Here is a 24904-nt window from a genome sequence, read left to right on the forward strand (position 1 = left end):
AACCTCCTGTTGGGCCGCGCAGCGCGCCCGCGGCGCGCTGCGGTCGCGGGTCACGCCAACGGTGCGGCTGACCTGACCGGCGCCGGGTCAAGGGCCGCATCTGCGGCCCTTGACCCGGCACGGTTTATCCTTGAGGCGGGAGAGGTCTCGTAAACTGCAAAAGGCGCTTCAGGAGCAGATCTGCCCCTGAAGCGCCTCTCAGTGGGTTTTCCTGCATCGCGCAGCGATGCCCGGCCCAACGCCGCCAGCCGGTCCCGGCAAAGCCGGGGCAGGCGCGGGGGCGGGAGCCCCACCGGCCGTATTGCTGCGATCTTTCCGGCTCAGGCGGCCTTTCGCTCGTGACGACCTTCTTCGACCTCTTCGACAATCTTCGCCACAAAGGCGTCGAGGTCGTCGGGTTGACGGCTGGTTACAATACCTGCGTCCGCCACGACTTCGGCATCCTGCCATTTGGCGCCTGCGTTGACGATATCGGTCTTGATCGACCCGTAAGAGGTCATATCGCGCCCTTTGACGATCCCGGCTTCGGCCAGCACCCAAGGCGCATGGCAGACCGCGGCGATCACTTTACCTTCGTTGTGGAAATCCTTGACCCGCTTGATCACATCCGCCTCGACCCGCAACAGGTCGGGATTGATCTGGCCACCTGGAATGACCAGCGCGTCGTAGTCGAAGGTATTGGCGTCCGCGATCTTCAGGTCGGCTTCGGCCTCACCCTTCCAGTCCGGGCCTTCCCAGCCCTTGACCGGCTTGCCGTCCAAGGTGGCGACATGGACCGTGGCACCCTTGGCGCGCAGCTGGTCGCGCGGCACTTCAAGCTCGGATTTCTCAAAACCATGCGTCGAAATGATGAGGATTTTTGCGTCGGAAATCTTTGGCATGTCGTGTCCTTTCCTATCTGCGTTGAGATCGCGTCACCGCGGTCTCGTCACCCGGAAAACGAAGCCCCGCCCAGATTGTTCCGGACGGGGTCGATCTTAGATCGGCTGACGCGACGTGAAGCGACTAGAGTGTCGCCGCCAGCCGGGTGCCCTGGTTGATGGCGCGTTTGGCGTCCAGCTCGGAGGCCACATCAGCCCCCCCAATCACATGGGGCGTGATGCCCTTGGCCTCCAGCGCATCCGCCAGAGAGCGTTCGCTGACCTGCCCTGCACAGAGCACGATGGTATCGGCGGCGATCACGGTGGGATTGTCCCGCGTCTCGCCAAAGCTCACATGCAGGCCCGCGTCGTCGATGCGTTCGTAGTTCACGCCGCCGACAAACTCGACCTCCTTCATCTTGAGCGCGGCTCTGTGGATCCAGCCGGTGGTCTTGCCGAGCCGCTTGCCATGGCGTTCGGCCTTGCGCTGCAGCAGGGTGACCTGACGGGCGGGGGCTTCGGGCTGGGGGCCTTCCGGGGCCAGGCCGGAGCGATGCTCCGCAGGGTCCGTGACCCCCCATTCGCGCATCCACAGCGGCAGGCTTTCGGTAGGGCTCTCGCCCTCGTGCAGCAGGTATTCGGAGACATCAAACCCGATGCCGCCAGCGCCGATCACGGCCACCTTATCGCCCACGGGTACCTTGTGGCGCAGCACGTCGATATAGCTCACCACGGACGCGTGGTCCTGTCCCGGAATGCCCGGATCGCGCGGCAGGACACCGGTGGCGATGATCACCTCGTCGAACCCGCTCAGGTCCTCGGCACCGACCCGGCGGCCCAGCTGCAAGGTGATTTCGGCCTTGGCGACCATGGTGCGGTACCAATCCACCAGCCCCCAGAACTCTTCCTTGCCGGGGATCTGCTTGGCCATGTTCAGCTGGCCACCGATCTCCTCGGCGGCGTCAAAGAGCGTCACCGCATGCCCCCGTTCCGCCGCCGCCAGCGCGGTCGACAGGCCCGCAGGTCCGGCGCCGACGATGGCGACGGATTTTGTCACCTCGGCCTTGTTCAACACCAGCTCGGTTTCATGGCAGGCGCGGGGATTGACCAGACAGGAGGTCAGTTTGCCACCGAAGGTATGATCCAGGCAGGCCTGATTGCAGGCGATGCAGGGCGCGATCTCGGTCCCGCGCTCCTCTGCGGCCTTGGCCACGAAATCTGCATCCGCCAGCATGGGGCGCGCCATCGACACCATGTCGGCGCAGCCCTGCGACAGCACGTCCTCGGCCACCTCCGGCGTATTGATACGGTTCGAGGTGATCACAGGGATCGACACATGACCCATCAGCTTTTGCGTGACCCAGGCAAAGGCTGCGCGCGGCACCGAGGTGGCAATGGTCGGAATGCGCGCCTCGTGCCAGCCGATGCCGGTGTTGATGATGGTGGCACCCGCAGTCTCCACCGCCTTGGCCAGCTGCACAACCTCCTCGAAGGTCGAGCCATTTGGCACAAGGTCAATCATCGACAGGCGGTAGATCAGGATGAATTCGCGCCCCACGGCCTCACGCACCCGGCGCACCACCTCGATTGGCAGGCGCATGCGGTTTTCATACGACCCGCCCCAGCGATCCTCGCGCTTGTTGGTGTGGGTGACGAGGAACTGGTTCAGGAAATATCCTTCGGAACCCATGATCTCGACGCCGTCATAGCCCGCCTCCTGCGCCAGACGGGCGGCGTTCACGATATCGGAGATCTGCTTCTCGATACCCTCCTCGTCCAACTCCGCCGGCGGAAAGGGCGAGATCGGCGATTTCACCGGGCTGGGCGCGACGCATTTCGGCCCATAGGAATACCGGCCCGCGTGCAGGATTTGCATCGCGATCTTGCCGCCCGCCTCATGCACCGCAGCTGTGACCACCGCATGGTTGGCGACATCCTTTTTCGTGGTCATCATCGCCGCCCCCGGCAGCACTGATCCTTCGAGGTTCGGACCGATGCCGCCAGTGACCATCAACGCCACGCCACCACGGGCGCGCGCCGCGTAGAATTCCGCCACCCTTGGCCAGTCGCGGGTCTCCTCCAGCCCGGTGTGCATGGAGCCCATCAGCACCCGGTTCTTCAGCGTCGTGAAGCCCAGATCCAGCGGGGCCAGCAAATGTGGGTACGCAGCCATGACACTCTCCCTCCATATCCGTCGGGCCACCGCACGGCGGCCCCTTTGGGCGACAAGATCGCGCGGCTGCAGCGGATTGTCACCCGTCAACGCGGCGTCACCCCCTTGCGTGCCCCGGCGGCACACGGTCTAAGGTGGCGACACCTGGATCAACGCGGAGCCCGCATCTGATGAGCAAGACGCCCCCTAAAGCCTTCAGCGCCGCGCAAATTGCCGCGCTGCCCTATCGCCCCAATGTCGGCGTGATGCTGATCAATGGCGCGGGCGATGTTTGGGTCGGGCAACGCATGGACCGGCACAAGGAGGCTTGGCAAATGCCTCAGGGGGGCATCGACAAGGGCGAAGATGCCCGCGCCGCCGCCCTGCGCGAGCTGGAAGAAGAAACCGGCGTCACGCCCGATCTGGTGGAGATCATCGCCGAAAGCGACGGCTGGTTGCCCTATGATCTGCCGCAAGAGGTGGTGCCGCATTTTTGGGGCGGCAAATACCGTGGTCAGGAACAGAAATGGTACCTGATGCGCTTTGTCGGGCAGGACGCGCAGATCAACATTCAAACCGACGATCCCGAATTCTCCGCTTGGTGCTGGCAGCCGGTCGCCGAGCTGGTTGAAAAGGTCGTCCCCTTCAAGCGAGAGGTCTATGCCCGTGTGGTCGAGGAATTCAAAGCGCATCTCTGAGGCGCTGCTGTCGGGTGCGCTGGCCCTGTTCTGTGCCACGCAGGCACAGGCGCTCAGTTGTCTGCCGATGGGGCCCGGGGACGTCTACCGGATCGTCTCCAAGAGCGAGGACCCCTTCGTGATCATCGAGGGTCGTGTCACGTTCGACGAGGCGCTTTTGCCGACATATTCCGAGGCGGCCCCGCAGGCGACCAAACAGCCGGTCGAAATTCCGGCGCAGGTTTCCGGGCTGATGCTGGGAGATCGCATGTTTGACCAGCCGGTTGAGGGCGAAATCACCCTGGAGGCGCATTGCCTGGGCCCCTGGTGTGGGGCGTTGGTCTCAGACGCGCGCTACCTGTTCTTTGCCCGCCAGCAGGAGGGCCGGGTGGTGGCGGTGGTCGAACCCTGCGGCGGGTTCTTCTTTGATGCGGAAGATGGCAGTGCCGGCGATACGGTGCTGCAATGCCATCGGGGCCGGGCCTGCCCGTCGAAATTGCCCGATACCCTGGAGGGCGCGCAGCAGGTGCCCGCCCTCGATTAGAGTCTAGCGGGCCGCGATATTCGGCGCAGTGTGCGCAGCGGACGCTTGCGCAGGGTGCTGGGATTTCTGTTGCCCCAGCCAGACACTGAACAGCGCCACCAGTGCCCCGGCGGCTTGCAGCGCGGTGAAGCTCTCTCCTGCAAACAACGCCCCAAGGGTTACAGCCGTCATCGGGCTGAACACCCCAAGGAGCGAGATCTGCGCCGGGGCGATGCGTCCAATGCCGCGGAACCACAGGATATAAGTCAGGGCGCCGCCGATCAGGCTCATGTAGGCCAGCCCCAGCAGGTTGCCCACGGTCAGGGTCGGCCAGGCTGGCAGGGCGATGATTGCCACCGGGATCAGCAGCAGCCCCCCGGCGGTCAGCTGCCAGGCGGTAAAGGTCAGCGCCGGCACACCGGGCTGCCATTTGCGCGTCAGAACCACGCCGGTGGCCATCGACAGTGCGCCGCCCAGACCCGCCACCACGCCAAGCGGATCGAGCGTTGCTTCCGGCCCCAGTACCAGCAGCCCGACGCCGACAATGCCGAAGAGCGCCGCTGCCACTCCCTTGCCATGGATCCGGGTGCCCAGCAGTGCTCCGGACAAGCCGAGCACAAACAGCGGCTGCACCGCGCCAAGCGTCGCCGCCACCCCGCCGGGCAGGCGATAGGCTGAGAGGAACAGCAGCGCCCAGAATACCGAGAAATTGAGCGCGCCCAGCACGAAGATCTTTGGCAGCAAGGCCAGAGGTGGCAATTGCCGAACGAACAGCAAGAGTAAAAGGCCCGCTGGCAGGGCGCGCAGCAGCGCCACCAGATAAGGGGACTCGCCGGGCAGGAAGGTGGTGGTCACGATATAGCTGCTGCCCCATATCGCGGGCGCAAGCGCCGCCAGGGCCAAGTCTTTCGAGGGAATCATGGTGCGCTCCTATATATCTTGACGTCGAAGTAATGCGATAATGCTTCGACGTCAAGATAACCTCATAGATTGACCTCTGCCCCACCAGGTCACATTACTGCGGCATGGATCATGTGGAATTTATATTGGATCAGTGGCGACGCGAACGCCCGGACCTCGATGTGACGGCGATGGGAGTGGTCGGTCGGGTGGGCAGATTGAGCCTCGCCTATCTGAAACCGATGGAGAAGACCTTCGCCCGCTTTGGCCTCAACGCGGCCAAGTTCGACGTGCTTGCCACTCTGCGGCGGGCCGGGACGCCGCATTGCTTGTCTGCTGGCGCATTGATGAAGGCGACGATGGTGGCTTCTGGTACCATGACCAACCGGATTGACCGCCTTGAGGTGGACGGGTTGGTCAGTCGCACCACCAACCCCGAAGACAGCCGCAGCTTTCTGATCGCCTTGACGCCCGAAGGGCGCGCGCTGATCGATCAGGTGGTGGAGGCACATGTGGCCACCCAGGCCGACCTGATCGAGGGGCTTTCGGCGGAGGAAGTCGCGCAGCTCAGCGCGCTGTTGGCCAAGGCCCTGAACGCATTGGAGAGCAGCTGAGGGGCAGCTGCTCTCCTGATGTCTTGAGGGGAGGGGGTGGCCCAGCCCGGAGCCCTAGAAGTCTTCGTAGTAATTGAGCGCCGCGCTGCCCTCGCTGCCGTGGGCCGTCGGTTTGCTGGGCGTTGCATCACTGCTGTTGTCCGAGGTGTCCCAGCCCTCGTCAACGTCCCAGCTGTCGTCGGCATGGGCGGTTGGGGCCGGGGGGGACGTACGCGCAGTGGGGGCCGTTGGTTTGCCCGCAAGCCGGAAGTTCGCCACCACGCCGCCCAGTTCGGATGCGTCGCTGTCCAGCATCTGGCAGGCGGCGGAGGCTTCTTCGACCATGGCGGCATTCTGCTGCGTCACCTGATCCAGCTGCACCATGCCTGTGTTGATCTCTTCGATGCCGTTTGACTGCTCCGCCGCGCCCTCGGCAATGCCAGAAATCAGCTGCGAGATATGGTTCACCCGCTTTGTGATCGTCTCCAGCGCCTCGCCGGCCTTACCGACCAGATCGACGCCTTGATCGACCTGCTTGGAGCTTTCACCGATCAGCGCCTTGATCTCCATCGCGGCGTCGGAAGACCGCTGTGCCAGACCGCGCACTTCGCTCGCGACCACGGCAAAGCCGCGCCCCGCCTCGCCCGCCCGGGCCGCCTCGACCCCGGCGTTGAGCGCCAGCAGATTGGTCTGAAAGGCGATGTCGTCGATCACAGAAATGATCTGTTCGATCTTCTTGGAGGACTGCTCGATCTCGGTCATGGCGGTGACCGCATTCTGCACCACCTGACCGCTCACTTCGGCCTCTTGCTTGGCCTCTCCTGTGATCTGTTCGACGCTGCGCGCGCCGTCGGCTGCCGATTTGACGCTGGCGGTGATCTCTTCCAGCGCAGCGGCTGTTTCTTCCAGTGTGGCAGCCTGACTTTCGGTGCGATGCGACAGATCATCCGATGACTGATTGATCTCCGCCGCGCCGTTGCGAATGCGCTCGATCGCGGTCACCACCTGACCAAGTGTATCGTTGAGCTTGGTCACGGTCGTGTTGAAATCGGTACGCAGTTTCTCGTGCTCTCCGGAGAAGGGCGTATCTATCGTGGCCGAGAAATCCCCCTGCGACAGGCGCAGAAGACCTGTGCTGAGATTTTCCACGACGACCTCCTGCTCGCGCTGCTGTTCGGCGCGGCCCTCTTCGGCGGTGCGCGCCACGCGCAAGTCATCCTGCAGCGACAGCAGCGCCTTGCCGATGTCGCCAATCTCGTCGCCGCGCTGAGCCTCGGCAACTTCGGTTGAGAGATCGCCAGCAGCCACTGTGTTCATACCCGTGGAAATATGATGCAGCGGTTGGGTGATCGAGCGCGCGATACGCCAGCCGAAAACGGACATGACCCCACATATTGCCAGCCCGATCAGAGCCAGCATCCAGGCTTGCTGGCGCAATGGCGCCATGATGTCAGTGACGTCTTGTTCCACAACCAAGGCCCAGTTGGCGACGTCCAGACCAAGAGGCTGCGAATAGGCATAAACCGGATGACCCGAGATCCCGGTTGCAGCGTCCAGAAAGTGGCGCTCGCCATCGAGCGCCAGCGCCACCTGTTCATTGTCCGGCAGCGCCTCGAGAACTTGGAAACCGTCTTCAAACCGGGACGTGGTCCGCGTTTTCCGGTCTGCGCCCAGAAGGTAGACCTGCGCGGTTTCGCCAAGGCCGTCGGCGTTGTTGGTGATCAGACCCAAAAGATCAACCGGCACCTGCAATGCAACCACACCAAGTGGCGTGCCATCCTGGGCCGAAACCGGGGTGGCCAGAAAGGCGGCCGCTGCTCCGTTGCTGGGGGCATAGGGTTGCATATCGGCAAAGATCACCTCGCCGACCTCTGCTGCATTCGCCGAACGGAACGCCTCTGCCAGGTTGGAATTCGCATAGCTGCCATCTATCAGATTCGTGGCGTAGTCCTTTTCTTTGAAAACGGAGTAGACAATGTCGCCCGCTGGGCTGATCAGAAAAGCATCATAGTAGCCCTTGGTCTCGATCAGCGTGCGAAGCCCGGTATGAAAGGTTTCATGGGCATCATGATAGGTCGCGTCCCCGTCCGCTCGCAGTAATCTATGCTTCTCGCCGGACGGGTGGCTGTTGTCCGCGATATAAGCGCGTTGCAGCGTGGTGTCCGCGTCAGATCCCAACGCGGCCCAGCTCTCTTCAAAGGCAACCAGGGCTGAGGTTGTGGCAGGAGAGCGCGCAAGCGACACTAGGTCCGCCTCTATCCCGCTCATCATTCGACGGATTGATGCACTTCTGTCCGCCAGCAAGGACGCCATTTGGCGCTCTGTGGTGTCTTTGGCAAACCCCCTGAATGCCAAGAGCGAAGCCGCGATCAGTAGAGCGCCGGTAACAGCACAAAAGCCTGCGAAGAAGAGGGGCAGCTTGCGAGAAATCTTTATGGTGTTGGTGCGAAACATGGTGCGATCCTGTCGGAGTGGCGTAACCTGCAGGATAGAAGGCGCTGGCACCATTTAAGATTTCGCAAATATGTGGGAGGCTGCATGTCTTTTGGGCACAACCTGGCTTTTGCGGCAGTTTTTTGTGCGTCTTACCCGCCAGTGTTGGCCGGTTTTCGCAATTTATTGTTTTTTCAATGGGTTGGGTGATTCGTTTCGGTGGGTGAGATCTCGTCCCTCCTCAGTCTCTCGAATTTACATTGCCGTGGGTTGAATTGATTTTTTGAATGCAGGCGAGGGTGTAGTGGATCGAAGCGGGAGGGGCGGGCGCGCTCAAAGCCCGCCCCCGCCATTTGAAATAGCCAAAAACGGATCAGGCGTTGATCAGGCCTTGGGCTTGCAGCAGGCTACGCATATCGGTCTTGGGACGCGGCCCGATATGACTTATCACCTCTGCGGCGCAGGTGTTGCCGATGCGTGCGCAGGTCTCAAGGTCACGGCCCGACGCAAGGCCGAACAAGAACCCGGCTGCAAATTGATCCCCTGCGCCGGTGGCGTCCACAGGCACGACCTTGGTCACGGGGATGTCGATGCGGCCTTCCTCGCTGACCACTGTCACCCCGTCGCCAGAGCGGGTGCAGACCACCAAGGGGCAGATGGCCGAGGTCTTTTGCAGCGCCTCTTCGAGGTCATCGGTCTCGAACAGGGATTTGATCTCAGCCTCATTGCCGATCACGAAGCTCAGCTCGCTTTCGATCAGCTTCAGGAAATCCGCGCGATGACGTTCGACGCAGAAGGGATCGGATATCGCGATGCCGGGCTTGCCGCCGCCGGCCTTGCAGTCCCGTGCGGCCTCCATGAAGGCTGTTTTGCCCTTGTCCTTGTCGAAGAGATAGCCCTCGAGGAACATGATCTGCGCCTGTCCGGCCACCTCACTGGGCACGTCGTCGGAGCTGAGTTCCGAGGAAATCCCGAGGTAGGTATTCATGGAGCGTTCGCCGTCGGGCGAGACGAAGATCATCGTGCGCGAGGTCGGCAGCTCGCCGCCTGCGACGGGGGCATTGACGAAATCGACACCCTCGTCCTGCATTGCGCTGGCGTAGAACCGGCCGATGGCGTCGTCATGCACCCGGCCGATGAAGGCGGAGGTGAGGCCAAGCGCCCCGGCCCCGGCGATGGTATTGGCGACCGAGCCGCCGGGCGTTTGCACCCGGTCCTTCATCGCGGCAAACAGCACTTCGCTGCGATCCCGCTCGATGAGCTGCATGATGCCCTTTTCGATCCCCATATGGTCGAGAAAGCTGTCATCGCATTGCGAGATCACATCGACAACGGCGTTGCCGATGCCCACGAGTTGATAGGTCTTGGTCATAAAGTTTTGTCCTCGTACTGACAGAGGTCTCGGATGATGCAGGTGGGGCACATGGGTTTGCGCGCCTTGCAGTGATAGCGGCCGTGCAGGATCAGCCAGTGATGGGCGTGGAGCTGGAAATCGACCGGAATGTTGTCCTCGATGGCACGCTCCACCGCGTCCACGGTCTTGCCCGGCGCGATGCCGGAGCGATTGCCGACGCGAAAGATATGGGTGTCCACAGCCTGCGCCGGATGGCGCCACCACATGTTCAACACCACATTGGCGGTCTTGCGGCCGACGCCGGGCAGGCTTTCGAGCGCGGCGCGGGAACAGGGCACCTCGCCACCGTATTGCTCGACCAGAATGCGCGAAAGCTTGATGACGTTCTTGGCCTTGTTGCGGTAGAGGCCGATGGTCTTGATGTGCGCGATTACGCCCTCTTCGCCCAGATCCAGCATCTTTTGCGGCGTGTCGGCAATCCTGAACAGCTCCTTGGTGGCGCGGTTCACACCGGCATCGGTGGCCTGCGCCGACAGCGCCACGGCCACGACAAGCGTGTAGACATTGACGTGATCCAGCTCGCCCACGGGGGCTGCATCGGCATCCTGAAACCGCGTGAAGATCTCGCGGAGGGTATGATAATCGAGTTGCTTGGCCATCGGGCGCTGTTGTGCCTGCTGGGGCGCGGGGGCGCAAATCAAAAACACCGGGCATTTGTCCGGCCTTTGCGGGTGCGGTGCAAAAGTCGCGGTTTCACGTGCCGCTGAGGGGAACGCCGGAGGGGTTGCGCTGCGCCTTGCGCATCGCGGGGGGCGGGGGCCGCGCCTTGCAGGCGCGGCCCCCGCCCGGCCCAACGCTTTGGACGGTGGCTTTGCCACAGGTCAAAGGGGCGGGAGGGCTACGGTCGTGTGGCAAGACATTAGGACAGCACAGCTGCCCTAATGTTTCGCGCGCGAAACAATGGGTCAGGACAGGCGCCACTTTTTATGGGCGTTGCCGGTGCAGCGACCGCATAAATCTGGCTGCGACGCAACAGCGGCCACCGCAGGAGGCTATAGTGTCCCCAAGCCCGCGCTGTGGTCGCTCAGGAAGGCTTCGGGATCGTCTACCTCCTGCAGCTTGCGACCCTTGATCCACCAGAAGCGATTGCCGACGTTGCGCAGGAACTGCCGGTCATGGCTCACCAGCAGGCAGGAGGCGTCATGTGCGACCAGTTCGGCTTCCAGCGCCTCCTGTCCCTCGATGTCCAGATGGTTGGTCGGCTCGTCCAGCAGATAGAAATTGGGCTCCCTCAGCCGCAGCAGCAGCATGGCCAGCCGGGCTTTCTGGCCGCCTGACAGGCTGTCGATGCGCCGTTCCTGCATCTGGATGTCGATGCCGGCCCCGGCCAGGACCCCACGGGCGCGCTGGTCGCCAATGGCGCTGTGTGCCGTCACCATGGCAAGCGGCGTGTCGGAGCCGGGCAGTTGGCTCAGCTGCTGATCCGAATAGGCCGGAACCAACGAGGCGGCGCATTTCACCCGGTCATCCACGCCACTCAGAGCGTCTGCGATCATCCGGATCAGCTGCGTCTTGCCTGCCCCGTTCTGGCCCAGCAGCACGACCCTGTCGCCCCGACACAGCCATTTCTGCCCGGTTTTGTACAACATTCGCCCGTCCGGTGTTTCCACCGCGATGTCGTCCAATGTGATCAGGGCCCGCGCGTGGGTGCCACTGTTCGCCAGCTTGATGTCGCCCGCTGATCGCTCCCTGTGCGCCGGTTTTGCCGCCTCCTCCAGCCTGTCGGCGCGGTCGCTCAACTGGCGGGTCTTGGTCAGCAACAGGTCGGAGCCGGAGTTGAGGCCGACGTTCTTCAGCTTGGCCGCCTGACGGCGCAATTGTTTGGCCTTGTTCAGATCATTGGTCAGACGTCGGGCATCCGCCGCATCCGCCTCGTCCAAAGCCGCGCGAGCGGCTGAAAAAGGCAGTTGGAACACGCGGGAGGCCTCCGCTCGCAGGAACAGGGTGCGGTTGGTCGTGGCATCCAGAAACGCGCGATCATGTGAGGTGATCACCACCGGCACGTCGCGGGGCAGCGCCGCCAGCCAGGCCTCGAGAAGGGAAATGCGGTGGAGGTCCAGGTGGTTAGTGGGCTCGTCCAGCAGCAGCAGATCCGGCTCACAAACCCAGGTCGCCGCCAGCATCGCACTGCGCTGCCAGCCGCCGCTGAGGTCTGCCAGCGGGGTGTGAAAATGCGCGTAAGGGATTTGCAGCGTGTCCAACACGACATCCACGCGCCAGCCTTCGTATTCGGCCTGCTCGGCCGGAAGCGCGGCCAGAACCCAGTCATATAAACTGTGCGACAGGGCCTCGGGCGGGACATCCTGTTTGACATGGCCGACCCGCAGGCCACGGGCGCGGGTGATCTCGCCGCTGGTCTGCTCCCGTTCGCCGGACAGGCAGGCCAGCAGAGTGGATTTGCCGCGCCCGTTGGCAGCCACCAGACCGATGCGGTCGGATTTGGAAATCGTCAGGGTGAGGTCGGCAAACAGCGGCTCACCAAGGGTCACGCCCAAAGCGTTTGTATTGAGAAGGGACATCTGAAACTCGGATCAAAAGGGTATGGCCGCAGCGCGGCTATGGGCAGACCTGTGATGAGAGTGTTCTCGCGGTCGGCCCTGCAAACGGATTTACAGGGCGAAACGGGGACCATGCTGAAGTCGGCGGATGATACGCATGTTCAGCTGATGCCCTCCCGTTGTTGCATGTGACCTTTGCCCCCAGAGTAGGAGGCCTTGAAAATCTTGGCAAGTGTCTTGTCCCATCATGTCGGAGCCAGCCCGGCAATGCCCGTGATCCCCTGAAATCGCAGGTTCCGGGTCGCGCCGGGGCGGGGGGCTCGCTACGGTGGAGGAAACAAGATGACGGATGATCGAGGACAGCAACCATGCAACGGGATGAACAGGCCTATCACTACGGGGTGATCCGCCGCGCCATCGAGTTGATCGATGCCGGTGGCGCAAACCTGTCGCTGGAGGAGCTGTCGGCGCAGATGGGCATGAGCCCGGCGCATTTCCAGCGGGTGTTTTCCGCCTGGGCTGGGGTCTCGCCCAAGCGCTACCAGCAGTATCTGCGGCTGGGCCACGCCAAGTCCCTGCTGCGCGAGGATCTGCCCCTGCTGGAGACCGCGCATGCGGTGGGTCTGTCCGGCTCCGGGCGGCTGCACGATCTGTTCCTGCGCTGGGAAGCGATGAGCCCGGGTGAATATGCCCGTCGGGGCGAGGGTCTGACGGTGCGCTGGGGCTGGTTCGACAGCCCCTTTGGTGCGGCGCTGGCGATGGGCACCGAAAAGGGGCTCTGCGGTCTGGCCTTTGCCGCCGAAGTGGGCGCGGATCAGGCGTTGGCGGACATGCGGGCGCGCTGGCCCAACGCGGCCTTTGTCGAGGATGGGGGCGCCTTGCGCGCGCCGGTGGAAGCGGCCTTTGCCCGCAAGGGAGAGGCGCGGTTGCATCTGATCGGCGCGCCGCTGCAGATCAAGGTTTGGGAAGCGCTGCTGACCATCCCCGAGGGCAGCGCCACCACCTATGGCGAGATTGCCGAGGTGATCGACAGCCCCCGCGCGGTGCGCGCCGTGGGCACCGCGGTGGGGAAGAACCCGCTGAGCTGGCTCATCCCCTGCCACCGCGTGTTGCGCAAGGGCGGTGCGATGGGGGGCTACCACTGGGGGCTGCCGGTCAAACGCGCGATGCTGGCGTTCGAGGCCGCGCGCGCAGATGCCGCACATGAGAGCGCCGCGTGAACATCCGCGCGATCAGGGTCCGCAGTGGCAACAGCAGCGCCTTGCGGCGGGCCTGTCGCAGCGCGGTCTGATGCTCGGCGGTGGCCTGCCAGGCCTCCTCCCGCTCGATCTCATAAGTGGTGCGCGGGCGGCGTGGCGTGTCCCAGCGGTCGAGGCCGAGGGTGACAAGGACGATCCAGTCATAGGACAGCATGGGAAATCTCCTTTGCGGGCTGTGTGATGCCCCATCAAAAGCAGAGTACTGCTGACACCCTGTTGTCAGTGGTGCGTGCTAGAGTGGCAGCAGGATGTCACTCGACATGCCACCCGCCACGCCACCGGAGGTTCCCATGACCCGCAGCAACCGGCTGTTCGAATTGATCCAGATCCTGCGCGCCGCCGCGACGCCGATGCGGGCCGAAGATCTGGCGGCGCAGCTCGAAGTCTCCAAACGCACGATCTATCGCGATATTGCTGCGCTGCAGGCGATGCGCACCCCGGTCGAGGGCGAGGCGGGCATCGGGTATATGCTGCGCAAGGGCTATGATCTGCCGCCGCTGAACTTTGACGAGGAAGAGATCGAGGCGCTGCATGTGGGATTGGCGATGCTGATGCGCACCGGCGACGGTGCCCTGCAGCAGGCCGCCGCGCGGGTCGGGCGCAAGATCTGCGACGTACATGCCAGCGCCGAATGGCTGCAGGTGGCCCCCTATGGCGCGCCGCAGGATGATCCCGACAATGGCTGCGTGTCCAAGGCGATCCTGCGACAGGCGGTCCGCAGCGCACAGAAGTTGCGTCTGGTCTATGTCAATGAAGCCGAGGAACAGAGCGAACGGATCCTGCGACCGCTGGCACTGATCTATCACGTGGACTGCACGCTGCTGGCCGCGTGGTGCGAATTGCGCCATGGATTTCGCCATTTCCGCACGGATCGGATGCTGGCTGCGGATCTGCAGGATGCCCATTTTGTCGAAGAAGCGCCGCTCTTGAGAAAACTCTGGCAGGAACAAGAACGCGATACGTTTGTTTATAACCTGTAATGTGGCTTGGCCGAGCGGGGCGAGAGGTGCGCGGCAATCCGCCGAACGCGCGGGGGGACCGCTTGCTGTGCCGGTCGATGCATACAATATCTACACGTAACGTCTCACTCTGGGGCTGACCCCGGATACGTTGCGAGACAGGTTTGAGGAAGAAAAGGTAGACTGTAATGTCTTTTGCAAAACTCCCCGCCCTTGGCGTTCTGGCCGCTGCCGTGGCGCTGAGCGCCTGTGACGATCCCGCCTCCTATGGCGCTCCCGGCGGAACGAACCGCTCTCAGAACGGGGCCATCATTGGTGGTTTGATCGGCGCTGGGCTCGGTGCAGCGACGTCGGATGACGACAAGGCTGAAACCATCATCGGTACGGCTGCGGTGGGGGCGCTCGCAGGTGGTCTGATCGGGCGCCAACTGGACAAGCAGGAAGCGGAACTGCGTCAAAATCTCGACAATGACTCGATTTCCATCGTCAATACCGGCGACCGTCTGATCGTGTCGCTGCCCAATGATCTGACCTTTGCCACCGACAGCTCGGCGATCTCTTCCCTGGTGCGCAGCGATCTGCGCAAGGTGGCGGGCAGCTTGCAGCGTTACCCTGGCAGCGTGGTGCAGGTGATCGGTCACACCGACAGCGACGGCGCGGCCTCCTACAACTATTCCTTGTCCGAGCGCCGCGCCAATGCGGTTGCGGACGAGATGGCTGCTGGCGGCGTGTCCTACAGCCGTATGCGCATCATCGGTCGCGGTGAGGAGCAGCCGGTGGCGAGCAACCTGACCGGCGAGGGCAAGGCCCGCAACCGCCGCGTGGAAATCGTGATTATTCCGCAGGCAACCTGACGCCATCCATTCAGACACGGGAAAGAGGCTGCGCGTTGTGCGCGGCCTCTTTTCTTTTGGCGCCTTAAGATCCGTGCCCTGTGGAGCAACGCACAGGCGTCTGCGGTGACAGGTGTTGGTTTGCACGCTGGCGCACCCTAGCTTTGTTTGTGACACAGCACATACTACAGGAGAACGACCATGGCCGACCCCGTATTGCTTATTCTGTCCGGCTCTCTGCGCAAGGAGGCGACCAATCGCAAGCTGGCCCGCGAGGCCGCGCGACTGTTCGGTCCCGCCGAGGTGGTCGAGGGCGATCTGAACCTGCCGCTCTATGACGGTGATGTGGAGGCCGCATCTGGCATCCCGGCGGATGTGCAGATGCTGGCGGATCAGATCGCGCGGGCGGATGCGGTGGTGATCTCCACCCCGGAATACAACAAGGGCCCCTCCGGCGTGTTGAAGAACGCGCTGGATTGGGTCAGTCGCACCGAGGGCACCCCGTGGCAGGACAAGCCGGTGGCGGTGATGTCAGCGGCGGCAGGGCGCGCCGGTGGCGAGCGGTCGCAGATGATCCTGCGCAGCTTTCTCGTGCCGTTTCGCCCACAGGTTCTACCTGGGCCGGAAGTGCATCTGGCCGGGTCGAGCAAGGAGTTCGATGACGCCGGGCAACTGACCAGCGAGATCTACACCAAGACGCTGACCGAGCTGATGACGCAGCTCCGCGCGGCAGCCACCTCTGTCTGATAGGGTTGCGAACAGCGCGGGGGGGGGGGCTCCCGCCCCTTTGACGGTGCCCCTGGCGGGACCCCACAAAGCGTTGGGCCGAGCGGGGGCCGCGCCCGCAGGGCGCGGCCCCCGCTCCACCGCGATGCGCGAAGCGCAGCGCAACCCCTCTGGCGAAGGCGGCGCGGCGGTGTGACAGGTCAGAGGTTGTCCGTGACCCGAAACCCTTCCGGGATGGCGTCGCGCCCCTCCAGCAGCAGATCGGCCATCACCGCGGCGATCTTCGGCGCCATGCCGAAGCCGATCTTGAAACCACCATTGGCAATGAAATGCCCGGCGCGCCCGGGGTAGGCGCCCAGCATCGGCGCGCGGGAGCGGGCGCGGGGCCGCACCCCTGCCCAGCGATCCAGCACGTCCACACCCGCTAGCTGCGGCATCGCGGCGACCGCTCGGGCGATCACGTCGTCGAGCTGGCTGTCGGTCTCATCGGGGCGGCCAAACTCCCGCTCGCTGGTGGAGCCGATGGCCAGCGTGCCATCCGCATGCGGAATGATGTGCAATCCGTCCGCGTAGAGCTGCGGCACCGCGCCGGCATCATGGGCCAGGAGCGCGGCTTGCCCCTTGACGCCGCCCCCCACGGTGCGCGGTGATAGTGCGATCAGCTCCAACAGCCCCTGATAGCCGGTGGCATGCAGCACAAGCCCCGCCTCCCGACCATCGCCGCTGACCTCAACGCCTCCGGCACGCAGCGCGGCCACCAGCGCGGCGCAGGCGCGGCGGGGATGCATGCGGGCCGAGAGCGTGTCGTGGATCACCTGACCCGTGGCGCTGGGCGGGCACCAGTCGCCGAAGTCCGAGGCCGGTCGGACCTGCCAGGTCGCCTTGCCCTGCCATAGATCCGCCGCAGTCTGGCACCGTGCCTCGGCCAGCTCCAACGTGCGCGCATCAGCGATCGGTTGCAGGCGGCCCAGGCGGCCATAGCCTGCCGACACGCCGCCCGTCGCCTCTACATCCTGCCAGAAGGCCTCGGCCATCAGCAGGCTTTCAAGCTGGAACGCCTTTTTGGGGTTCCAGTTTTCCGGCACATGCGGGGCGAGGGCCCCGACGACACCACCGCTGGACCCCGCGCCCGGTCCGGCGGGGTCGATCACCTGCACCCTTGCGCCGCGCCGGTGGCAGATCCAGGCGATCGACAGGCCAAAGATCCCGGCCCCGCGCACCGTAACATCAACCGTGATATCAGCAGTTGCCATTTCTGTGACCTTTCGTCAGGTTCGCCCACGTACCACGCTCCACCTAAAGGAAATCGCGATGGCAGACCAGCAGGCACGGCTGAGCTGGCGGGAGGGGGATCTGCCCGTCTCCGACCAGTTTGATGACCCCTATTTCTCGTTGCACAACGGCCTGCTGGAGACCGAGCATGTGTTCCTTGCGGGCAATGATCTGCCGGCGCGGTTCGCTCCCGGGTTTCACATTGCCGAGCTGGGGTTTGGCACCGGGCTCAACATGCTGGCGGCCTGGCGCGCCTGGGAAGAGAGCGGGCAGACCTCGCCGCTGCGGTTCACCAGTTTCGAGGCCTTTCCGATGGTGCCCGAAGACATGGCCCGCGCGCTGGAAGCCTTTCCGGACATCACGCCATGGGCGGAGCGGTTTCTGGCGTGGTGGAGCGGCGGCGGGCGTTGTGATCTTGGCACCCTGCAGCTGGAGGTTGTCATCGGCGACGCACGCCTGTCGCTGCCGGAGTGGACAGAGCAGGCGGACGCCTGGTTTCTGGACGGGTTCTCACCCGCCAAAAACCCGGAGCTGTGGCAGGAAGACCTGTTGCAGGCGGTGGCGGATCACACCCGTCCCGGCGGCACAGCGGCGACCTATACCGCGGCCGGATTTGTCCGTCGCGGGCTGGACGAAGCAGGTTTCACCGTGACACGCACACCGGGATTTGGACGCAAACGACATATGACGCAGGCAATTTTGACGCGCGAATTGAAAGGCTGAACCATGGATCAGGTCATGGCCAAGAACGACACCAAACTGGGCATTCTGTTGATGATCGGGGCCACCATCGTCTTTGCCCTGCAGGACGGGGTCTCGCGCCATCTGGCGAGCGAATACAACGTCTTTATGGTGATCACCATTCGCTATTGGTTCTTCGCTGCCTTCGTTATCGCGCTGGCGCTGAAGCAGACGGGCAGCCTCCGGGCCGCCGCGCAGACCAGCCAGAAGGGGGTGCAGATCTTCCGCGCCTTTGTGCTGGTGGCGGAAATCTGCGTCATGGTGCTGGCCTTCACCGTACTGGGGCTGGTCGAGAGCCACGCGGTCTTTGTCTGCTACCCGCTGCTGATCGCGGCGCTTTCCGGACCCATTCTGGGCGAACAGGTGGGCTGGCGGCGCTGGGCGGCGATCGGGGTGGGCTTTCTCGGGGTGCTGATCATCCTGCAGCCGGGATCGGGCGTGTTCCAGGTGGCGGCCCTGATCCCGCTGCTGGCGGCGCTGATGTTTGCGCTTTACGGACTGCTGACGCGTTATGTGGCGCGGCGCGACACCACTGCCACCAGTTTCTTCTACACCGGAGTCTACGGCATGCTGTTCATCACGCCTCTGGGCCTGTGGTGGTGGGAGCCGATGACCGCGCCGGACTGGGGCTGGATGGCGACCCTCTGCGTGACCGGCGCCCTTGGGCACTGGCTGCTGATCAAATGCTACGAGATGGCCGAGGCCAGCGCCGTGCAGCCCTTTGCCTACATGCAGTTGCCCTGGGCCGCGATGATCGGGCTCACAGTGTTTGGCGAGGATATGCGCACCAATGTGGTGATCGGCGCCGGGCTGGTGGTGGCGGCGGGCCTATTCACTTTTTGGCGCGAAAACCTGAAGCGTTCGGCCCGCTAGCTCGCGTGTAAACGGCACCGGCAGGGGCGTCTGCCCCAGTCGGGCGCGGTAGACCGGCATGCTCTCGGTGACCCGCATCACGTAGTTGCGGGTCTCGTTGAAGGGGATGTGCTCGATCCAGTCGATCACATCGACCTCCGCGCTGCGCGGATCGCCGTAGCGCTCCATCCAGGCGGTCGGACGGTGAGGCCCGGCATTATAGCCTGCGGCCATCAGGACCACATTGCCGTCGAAGTCGCCCGCCAGTCGCGCCAGATAGGCGGCACCGAGTGTGGCATTATATTGCCAGTCCTCGGTCAACCGTGCGGTTTTGTGATCGTCGATGATGTCCAGGTCGCGCGCCACCAGTTCTGCGGTGGCGGGCATCACCTGCATCAATCCGCGCGCGCCCACGTGACTGATGACCACCGGGTCGAACTCGCTTTCCCGCCGGGCGATTGCCAATACCATCTCGGAGGCCATCGGAAGACTCATCTGGGTGACCGGGTGCAGCGGGTAGTAGGCGCCTGCCAGTTCCAGCCCATCTTGGGCCGCACGTTTGGAGATCATCACTGCCAGATGTGGCTGCTCCCGATCCACCGCCATCTGCCCCAGTTGCAGCGCTTCATCCGGCGGTAGGGTTTCAACAAGATGGGTCAGGAAGCGTTCACCGAGCGACAGGTCGCCCGCCTCCAACAATGCAATGCCCGCCTTGTAGACCGAGGAGGTAAGGAACGGCGCACCCTTCCAATCGGGTGCGTCCGGCGTGGTCAGACGCGGGTCAAAGCCGCGCCCCAGCGCCTGTGCCGACAATAAACCGTAGTAGGAGCTCTGGAATTTCGCCCCCAGTCGATAGGCCGCGTGCGCCTTGTCGATCTCGCCCATCTGCGCATAGGCGCGGCCCAGCCAGTAACCGGCGCGGCCCACAGAGATCGGGCTTTCGACTGCCGCAAGGAAGCGGGTGAAGTGATAGACCGCCAGTTCGGCGTCATCGAGTTTGCGCAGCGCCACATAGCCCGCGATCCATTCATTGTCGGCGTAGCCATAGCCATCCTCGGGGCTGGCAAAATGATAGGCGGCCAGCTTGTAGGCGCGGGTGTTGTCATTGTCGCGCATCAGTTGACGGGCAAAGTCGCGGCGCCGGGTCAGCCATTTGGACGGCTCTCCCAGAGCCTCTGCCGAGGTGGAGCGCTCCAGCATCATGGCGATGGCGTCATCCTGCCGCCGCTTGGCATCACGCCAGGCAAAGCGGTCATAGGCGAGGCCAGAGTCATCCTGCAGGCTGTCGGGCACCGCGGCAATCGCCGCATCGACGCCATTGGCCTGATCCTGCAGGGCGATGCGCGCCTCGGCCAGCTTGCGGGCACCTGCGCTGACCAGATCCAGCATGCGGCGGGAAGAAACCTTGTGCCCGTCCCACAACAGCCGGGTCAGCCGGGCCTCATGATGTTTGGCCAGGAGCGATTTGTGACGGGCGAGGAAGTCGGTCTGGGTTTCGTCCGTCATGGCCATGCTGCGCCAGGCGCGGATCAACTCGGCCTGTCCGGCCTCGGTCTGGCCAGAGGCAATGAGCGCTTCCCCGAGGCTCAGCGCGCCTTCGGGGGTCTGGGCTTGGCCATCCTCGCCGTGAAACGCCAGAATGGTAGCCTGTCCAGCCTTGGCGATCACCTCTTCGCTCTGGCGGCGCAGGTATTCCATGCCAGGCCAGTCGGCGCGGCGCTCAATAAAGGACATCACCTGGCGCGCCGATCCCTTGCCAGCCCGCAAATGGTGCCATTGGATCACGTCGTGCGGGATGGAGCCTTCCTCGCCAGCGTCGATCAGCGCCTCCTGCCACTGGCCGTCGCGCATCAGCGGCAGCGCGGTTTCCAGCCCGCGGGCCAGGGCAGGGGCACCAAAAAGGGTCGCACAAATCAGCAACGAGCAGGCAAGTCTGCGTGTCATCTCTTGCATTTTCCAGCATTCCGGGGATACAGCCTGTGACGATAGTGCGTGTGGACCCGGGTGCAACTCAATTTCCCGCCAGCACGTGCGTCCGGGCAAGGAATTGCCCGCAAGAAAATCTCGAATTGGAGCGTTCCCATGTTCACAGGCTCTATGCCAGCCCTCGTCACCCCGTTTCGCAATGGTGAGTTGGATCTGGATACGCTCAAACACTTGGTGGAATGGCATATTGCCGAAGGTTCGACCGGGCTGATTCCCGTCGGCACCACTGGCGAAAGCCCCACCCTGAGCCATGAAGAGCATGAACTGGTGATCAAGGTGGTGGTGGAAACCGCCGCAGGTCGCGTGCCGGTGATTGCCGGCGCCGGGTCCAATAACACCGTCGAGGCGATTCGTTTTGTCGAGTATGCCGAGCGAGTCGGTGCGGACTGCGCATTGGTCGTGACCCCCTATTACAACAGGCCGACCCAACGTGGCATGATCGCGCATTTCACCGCGCTGCATGACTGCGCCGATATTCCGATCATCATCTACAACATCCCGCCGCGCTCGGTGGTGGACATGACCCCTGCCACCATGGGTGAGCTGGCAAAACTGCCGCGCATCATCGGCGTCAAGGATGCCACCGGCAAGCTGGAGCGGGTGAGCCAGCAGCGGGCTTCTTGTGGTGCGGATTTCATCCAGCTGTCCGGCGAGGATGCCACCGCTCTGGGCTTTAACGCCCATGGTGGCGTCGGCTGTATCTCGGTCACCGCAAACGTGGCGCCGAAGCTCTGCGCCGAATTCCAGGCGGCGACGCTGGCGGGCGACTACAAGACCGCGTTGGAGTATCAGGACCGGCTGATGCCTCTGCATGAGGCGATCTTTATCGAGCCGGGCCTGGTGGGTGCGAAATACGGCATGTCGAAGCTGGGTCTGTGTTCCGAGGAAGTGCGCTCGCCGCTGACCGGGCTTGAGGACAGCACCAAGGCGAAGATCGACGCGGCCATGGTGCATGCCGGTCTGCTCTGAGCTCTTCTCTTTCGTCGTCTGATACCAGCAGCCCCGGTTCGTCCGGGGCTGTTGGTGTTTAGGCAGATCTCCCATCTGGCCGACAGGCCGGACAGCGCCTGAGCCTCCCCCGGAGGGCGCTGTCCTCAGTTTTGCAGTTGCAGGGCTGCCGCCAGATGTCGGGTCTTCTCCGGGTTGCGGATCACATAGACCTTCGTGATCCGCCCCTCGCGAATTTCCAGCGCGGTGGCCTGCACCAACCCTTCCGGTTCCAGGCTGAGGATCGCGGGCAGCCCGTTCAGCATGGCAAAGCGCCAGCGCGGCGGCAGATGGGCGCCGGACTTGCGCGCCAGCCCCTCGGCCAATCGCATCACCTTGGCGCGCCCGTAGATTGGGTTCAGGGTCGCCAGAACCTTGCCGCCGCCATCGCTGACCAGCTCCACATCCTGCGCCAGAAGCTGTGTCAGCGCTGCCATGTCGCCGGTCTTGGAAGCGCGAAAGAAGGCTTCGGTCAGGGCGCGGCCCTCTTCGGGCGGGACAGATGTGCGGGGGCGCTCCGCCTGCACGTGGCGGCGTGCGCGTGACACCAGCTGGCGGCAGGCGGCAGGGCTGCGATCAAGCGCCGCGGCCACCTCGTCGTGGCTGTTGCCAAACACGTCATGCAGCAGAAACGCGGCGCGTTCCAGCGGCGTTAGCCGCTCCAGCGCCAATAGCAGCGCCACCGAGACATCATGGTCCAGCCGCTCGGTCGGATCCTCGGTCAGCAAGGGTTCCGGCAGCCAGGCGCCGGTATAGGACTCGCGCTTCACCCGCGCCGATTTCAGCTGATCGAGACAGAGCCGCGTCACCACCCGCACCAGATAGCCGGTGGCATCGCGGACCTCGTCCTGCGGCGCGGACTGCCAGCGCAGGAAGGCCTCCTGCAGCACGTCCTCCGCATCCGCAACGCTGCCCAGCATGCGGTAGGCGACCGCGAACAATCGCGGCCGCGCGGTCAGGAACACATCGGCTCCCATATCCTGTGGCTTGTGGCTCACGCGGCGTTGGTCTCCTTGGTCACAGGATGCGGCGTGCGAAAGCCGATGGCAATGCGGTTCCACGCGTTGATCGCGCCGATCAGCAGCGTCAGAGCCACCTGTTCACGCGGCGAGAACTGCGCCTCCACCAGCGCGTAGTCTTCATCGGGGGCGGCCGTCGCCGCCACCAGGGTCAGCGCCTCGGTCCAGGCAAGGGCGGCCTGTTCGCGCGCTGAGTAAAGAGTGCTTTCGCGCCAGGCGGGCAGCAGATGCATGCGGTCCTCGCTTTCGCCCATCTTGCGGGCGTCATGGGTGTGCATGTGGATGCAGAAGGCACAGCCGTTGATCTGGCTGGCGCGCAGCTTCACCAGTTCGATGATGGTCATGTCGAGGCCGGAGGCCTTCAGCAGCTCTTCCTGCTCCATCATCGGTTTGAAGAGATCACCGGCAGCGGCAAACTGGTCGAGACGTTGGGTCATGGGTCCTGTTCCTTTCTCAGTCAGAGGGGACGCAAACAGGACGAGCCAGCCCCGCGCGCTGTGACACGCGGGGGGAGATTTTTTTCAGCGTTTGCCGTAATAAAGCCCGACCACATGTTCGGCTTCGGCAAAGAACAGCCAGCGGGTGCAGGCGACACCGATGATATGGGACAGCACGGCAAGGCCCGCGAGGGCGTGTTTCAGCGCCAGTCCACCAACCGGCAGCGCCAGGCACAGGAGCGGCAGCATGATCGCCAGCACAAAGCCGATCACCCGCAGCCGGGCGGCATGTTTGCGGCCGAGCTGATGCACAAATTCGCGCAGCAGGTAATTGGTGCCAGTATGGGGCGGCTCAAACGCGCGCACCTGACCACCGGTGCCGAGGCCGGTGGCGCTGGCCATCGTCGTGCCGGAGGTGTCAAAGGCGCGATCCCCCTGATGCCAATAGGCCAGCAGGGTAAGCCCGGCGAGCACCAGAAGCCCCGTTGCCTTGCTCTCTTGCCCGGCCAGCAGGGCGCCGCCGGCAAGCGACAGGGTCAGGAACAGCGCCGGGGTCAGTGGGATCATGTTCCAGCGCGGCACCGTCCTGAGCTGGGCGTAGATCATCGAGGTGGTGAAGACGGTGCCGATGCTGAGCGCTGCGCCAAGCGCGCCGATGAGCGGCCAGTGGGTTTCGAGGAAGATCGCCCCAATAGCGTAGAGGCCCATGGTCAGCAGGGCGGCCACCGCGCAACAGCCCTCACGCGAGAGCCAGCTGCTGCGCCATTGCGAAAACGCCTTCCACGCCCGTTCTGGACGTCCGAGGTGCAAGGTGGAGGCCAAGAGCCCGCCGACTGCCAGTGCATAGGCGATGGCGTAGAACACAAAGGCCACCCAGCCGGTGACCGCAGGCAGCCCAAGGCCGAGGAAGAACAACAGGCCGAAGCCAAGCCCGGAGAGGGTGGTGAAGGCGATGACGGAAGGGGCCGGATGCATCAGTTCTGTCCTCCGGGCAGTTTGTCCAAGGCACGGTCGAGCCAGCCGAGAAAGCCTCCCGCCTCCTCGGTGACGGGGGCCAGCAGGGGCGCGAGGAGGTCGATGTCGCCCGCGCCCTGTTCCATGCCCTGCGCGGCGAGCGTGTCCTTGGGGCGGGGCGGCAGGTATTTGTTCACCGGCTTGGTGCCCTGTTCGGGCATCAGGTCCATGCCGCCGCGCTCCGCGACCAATTGCGAGACATCCGACGTCGGGTCGCCGAGGTCGCCGAAATGGCGTGCACCGGCGGGGCAGGTGCGCACGCAGGCGGGCACGCGGTCCTCTTCGGGGAGGTTTTCGTTGTAGATCCGATCCACGCATAGGGTGCATTTCTTCATCACCCCGGCGGCAAGATCGAGTTCGCGCGCCCCGTAGGGGCAGGACCAGGCGCAGAGGCCACAGCCGATGCAGTCGCTCTCGTTGACCAGCACGATGCCGTCTTCCCCCCGTTTGTAGCTGGCGCCGGTGGGGCAGACGGTGACGCAGGGGGCGTCTTCGCAGTGCAGGCAGGATTTCGGGAAGTGGATCAGCTGGGCGGCGGGGGCGGGGTCTGTGCCGCAGGCCTCTGGCTGCACCTCGTAGGAATGCACACGGTTGAGGAAGGTACCCGAGGGATCAGCGCCATAGGCGTCCTGATCGGAGAGCGGCGCGCCGTAGTTTTCGGTGTTCCAGCCCTTGCAGGAGATCACGCAGGCATGGCAGCCGACGCAGGTGTCGAGATCGATCACCAGACCCATCTTGCGGGTGGTTTCGGTGGGGAGGTCGGTCATCG

General features: G+C 64.0%; 24 protein-coding genes. 10 read left to right on the plus strand and 14 right to left on the minus strand.

Going from position 1 to position 24904, the window contains the following annotated elements; all coding sequences use genetic code 11:
* Positions 1–320: 320 nt before the first annotated feature.
* Together R0J92_RS07245 and R0J92_RS07250 are read right to left on the minus strand one after the other, a co-directional pair.
* On the minus strand, positions 321–881 hold the full coding sequence (locus R0J92_RS07245) for a type 1 glutamine amidotransferase domain-containing protein (protein ID WP_411051210.1): 561 nt from the start codon (positions 879–881) through the stop codon (positions 321–323).
* Positions 882–1005: 124 nt separating this feature from the next.
* Positions 1006–3033, minus strand: a complete 2028-nt coding sequence (locus R0J92_RS07250) for an FAD-dependent oxidoreductase (protein WP_411051211.1) — start codon at positions 3031–3033, stop codon at positions 1006–1008.
* A gap of 170 nt (positions 3034–3203) precedes the next feature.
* Between R0J92_RS07250 and R0J92_RS07255 the strand changes: the two genes are divergently transcribed.
* Together R0J92_RS07255 and R0J92_RS07260 are read left to right on the plus strand one after the other, a co-directional pair.
* Positions 3204–3710, plus strand: coding sequence for an RNA pyrophosphohydrolase (locus R0J92_RS07255; protein WP_106161429.1), 507 nt, complete (start codon positions 3204–3206; stop codon positions 3708–3710).
* Entirely contained in the window at positions 3673–4233 is a 561-nt protein-coding gene (locus R0J92_RS07260) for a hypothetical protein (protein WP_411051212.1), read from the plus strand. The genes R0J92_RS07255 and R0J92_RS07260 overlap by 38 nt, the downstream gene beginning before the upstream one ends.
* A 3-nt stretch (positions 4234–4236) precedes the next feature.
* Here the strand turns inward: R0J92_RS07260 and R0J92_RS07265 are convergent, their stop codons facing one another.
* On the minus strand, positions 4237–5133 hold the full coding sequence (locus tag R0J92_RS07265; protein ID WP_411051213.1) for a DMT family transporter: 897 nt from the start codon (positions 5131–5133) through the stop codon (positions 4237–4239).
* A 104-nt stretch (positions 5134–5237) separates the two neighbouring features.
* On the opposite strand from R0J92_RS07265, the gene R0J92_RS07270 reads away from it, so the two are divergent.
* Entirely contained in the window at positions 5238–5726 is a 489-nt protein-coding gene (locus R0J92_RS07270) for a MarR family winged helix-turn-helix transcriptional regulator (RefSeq protein ID WP_411051214.1), read from the plus strand.
* A 54-nt stretch (positions 5727–5780) separates the two neighbouring features.
* Here R0J92_RS07270 and R0J92_RS07275 read toward each other — a convergent pair whose 3' ends face one another.
* From R0J92_RS07275 to R0J92_RS07290, 4 genes are all read right to left on the minus strand, one after another.
* Positions 5781–8159 (minus strand): methyl-accepting chemotaxis protein, encoded by a 2379-nt coding sequence (locus tag R0J92_RS07275; RefSeq protein ID WP_411051215.1) that lies wholly within the window; start codon positions 8157–8159, stop codon positions 5781–5783.
* A 352-nt stretch (positions 8160–8511) separates the two neighbouring features.
* A complete protein-coding gene (locus R0J92_RS07280) occupies positions 8512–9510 on the minus strand; it encodes an adenosine kinase (RefSeq protein WP_411051216.1) in 999 nt (332 codons plus the stop codon).
* The gene (gene nth / locus R0J92_RS07285) at positions 9507–10151 is read right to left on the minus strand and encodes an endonuclease III (protein ID WP_317384486.1); all 645 of its coding nucleotides are present in this window, start codon (positions 10149–10151) and stop codon (positions 9507–9509) included. The genes R0J92_RS07280 and nth overlap by 4 nt, the downstream gene beginning before the upstream one ends.
* Positions 10152–10544: 393 nt before the next feature.
* Entirely contained in the window at positions 10545–12071 is a 1527-nt protein-coding gene (locus R0J92_RS07290) for an ABC-F family ATP-binding cassette domain-containing protein (protein ID WP_411051217.1), read from the minus strand.
* A 347-nt stretch (positions 12072–12418) separates the two neighbouring features.
* On the opposite strand from R0J92_RS07290, the gene R0J92_RS07295 reads away from it, so the two are divergent.
* Entirely contained in the window at positions 12419–13270 is an 852-nt protein-coding gene (locus R0J92_RS07295; RefSeq protein WP_411051218.1) for a methylated-DNA--[protein]-cysteine S-methyltransferase, read from the plus strand.
* On the opposite strand, the gene R0J92_RS07300 is transcribed toward R0J92_RS07295, so the two are convergent.
* Complete coding sequence (locus R0J92_RS07300) at positions 13206–13463, minus strand: hypothetical protein (RefSeq protein WP_106161444.1); 258 nt, start codon at positions 13461–13463, stop codon at positions 13206–13208. The genes R0J92_RS07295 and R0J92_RS07300 overlap by 65 nt on opposite strands.
* Before the next feature lie 136 nt (positions 13464–13599).
* Between R0J92_RS07300 and R0J92_RS07305 the strand changes: the two genes are divergently transcribed.
* The 3 genes from R0J92_RS07305 to R0J92_RS07315 all read left to right on the plus strand — a co-directional run bounded on the left by R0J92_RS07305 (position 13600) and on the right by R0J92_RS07315 (position 15848).
* Positions 13600–14289, plus strand: coding sequence for a helix-turn-helix transcriptional regulator (locus R0J92_RS07305; RefSeq protein WP_411051219.1), 690 nt, complete (start codon positions 13600–13602; stop codon positions 14287–14289).
* A gap of 167 nt (positions 14290–14456) precedes the next feature.
* Positions 14457–15122: an OmpA family protein gene (locus R0J92_RS07310; RefSeq protein ID WP_106161448.1), complete on the plus strand. Its 666-nt coding sequence runs from the start codon at positions 14457–14459 to the stop codon at positions 15120–15122.
* Positions 15123–15302: 180 nt separating this feature from the next.
* Positions 15303–15848: an NADPH-dependent FMN reductase gene (locus tag R0J92_RS07315; RefSeq protein ID WP_411051221.1), complete on the plus strand. Its 546-nt coding sequence runs from the start codon at positions 15303–15305 to the stop codon at positions 15846–15848.
* Between the two features lie 179 nt (positions 15849–16027).
* On the opposite strand, the gene R0J92_RS07320 is transcribed toward R0J92_RS07315, so the two are convergent.
* Positions 16028–17080 (minus strand): NAD(P)/FAD-dependent oxidoreductase, encoded by a 1053-nt coding sequence (locus R0J92_RS07320; protein WP_411051222.1) that lies wholly within the window; start codon positions 17078–17080, stop codon positions 16028–16030.
* Positions 17081–17138: 58 nt separating this feature from the next.
* On the opposite strand from R0J92_RS07320, the gene mnmD reads away from it, so the two are divergent.
* Both mnmD and R0J92_RS07330 read left to right on the plus strand, forming a co-directional pair.
* Positions 17139–17822 carry a tRNA (5-methylaminomethyl-2-thiouridine)(34)-methyltransferase MnmD gene (gene mnmD / locus R0J92_RS07325; protein WP_411051223.1) on the plus strand — a complete coding sequence of 228 codons (684 nt, stop codon included), beginning with the start codon at positions 17139–17141 and terminating at the stop codon, positions 17820–17822.
* A 15-nt stretch (positions 17823–17837) separates the two neighbouring features.
* Entirely contained in the window at positions 17838–18713 is an 876-nt protein-coding gene (locus R0J92_RS07330; RefSeq protein WP_243394898.1) for a DMT family transporter, read from the plus strand.
* On the opposite strand, the gene R0J92_RS07335 is transcribed toward R0J92_RS07330, so the two are convergent.
* Positions 18669–20636, minus strand: coding sequence for a lytic transglycosylase domain-containing protein (locus tag R0J92_RS07335; protein WP_411051224.1), 1968 nt, complete (start codon positions 20634–20636; stop codon positions 18669–18671). The two genes, R0J92_RS07330 and R0J92_RS07335, sit on opposite strands and share 45 nt — an antisense overlap.
* A 138-nt stretch (positions 20637–20774) precedes the next feature.
* Here R0J92_RS07335 and dapA point away from each other — a divergent pair, with 138 nt between their 5' ends.
* Positions 20775–21647 (plus strand): 4-hydroxy-tetrahydrodipicolinate synthase, encoded by an 873-nt coding sequence (dapA, locus tag R0J92_RS07340; protein ID WP_106161458.1) that lies wholly within the window; start codon positions 20775–20777, stop codon positions 21645–21647.
* 125 nt (positions 21648–21772) lie between these two features.
* Here dapA and R0J92_RS07345 read toward each other — a convergent pair whose 3' ends face one another.
* The 4 genes from R0J92_RS07345 to R0J92_RS07360 all read right to left on the minus strand — a co-directional run bounded on the left by R0J92_RS07345 (position 21773) and on the right by R0J92_RS07360 (position 24902).
* On the minus strand, positions 21773–22663 hold the full coding sequence (locus tag R0J92_RS07345) for a sigma-70 family RNA polymerase sigma factor (RefSeq protein WP_411051225.1): 891 nt from the start codon (positions 22661–22663) through the stop codon (positions 21773–21775).
* Positions 22660–23121 carry a carboxymuconolactone decarboxylase family protein gene (locus R0J92_RS07350; protein ID WP_411051226.1) on the minus strand — a complete coding sequence of 154 codons (462 nt, stop codon included), beginning with the start codon at positions 23119–23121 and terminating at the stop codon, positions 22660–22662. Before R0J92_RS07350 ends, R0J92_RS07345 begins: the two co-directional genes overlap by 4 nt.
* An 84-nt stretch (positions 23122–23205) precedes the next feature.
* A complete protein-coding gene (locus R0J92_RS07355; RefSeq protein WP_411051227.1) occupies positions 23206–24096 on the minus strand; it encodes a dimethyl sulfoxide reductase anchor subunit family protein in 891 nt (296 codons plus the stop codon).
* Positions 24096–24902: a 4Fe-4S dicluster domain-containing protein gene (locus R0J92_RS07360; RefSeq protein ID WP_411051228.1), complete on the minus strand. Its 807-nt coding sequence runs from the start codon at positions 24900–24902 to the stop codon at positions 24096–24098. The genes R0J92_RS07355 and R0J92_RS07360 overlap by 1 nt, the downstream gene beginning before the upstream one ends.
* Between the last annotated feature and the right edge of the window lie 2 nt (positions 24903–24904).

Origin of the sequence: Tritonibacter sp. SIMBA_163, from assembly GCF_046535935.1 — a bacterium.
GTDB classification, from domain to species: Bacteria; Pseudomonadota; Alphaproteobacteria; order Rhodobacterales; family Rhodobacteraceae; genus Epibacterium; species Epibacterium scottomollicae.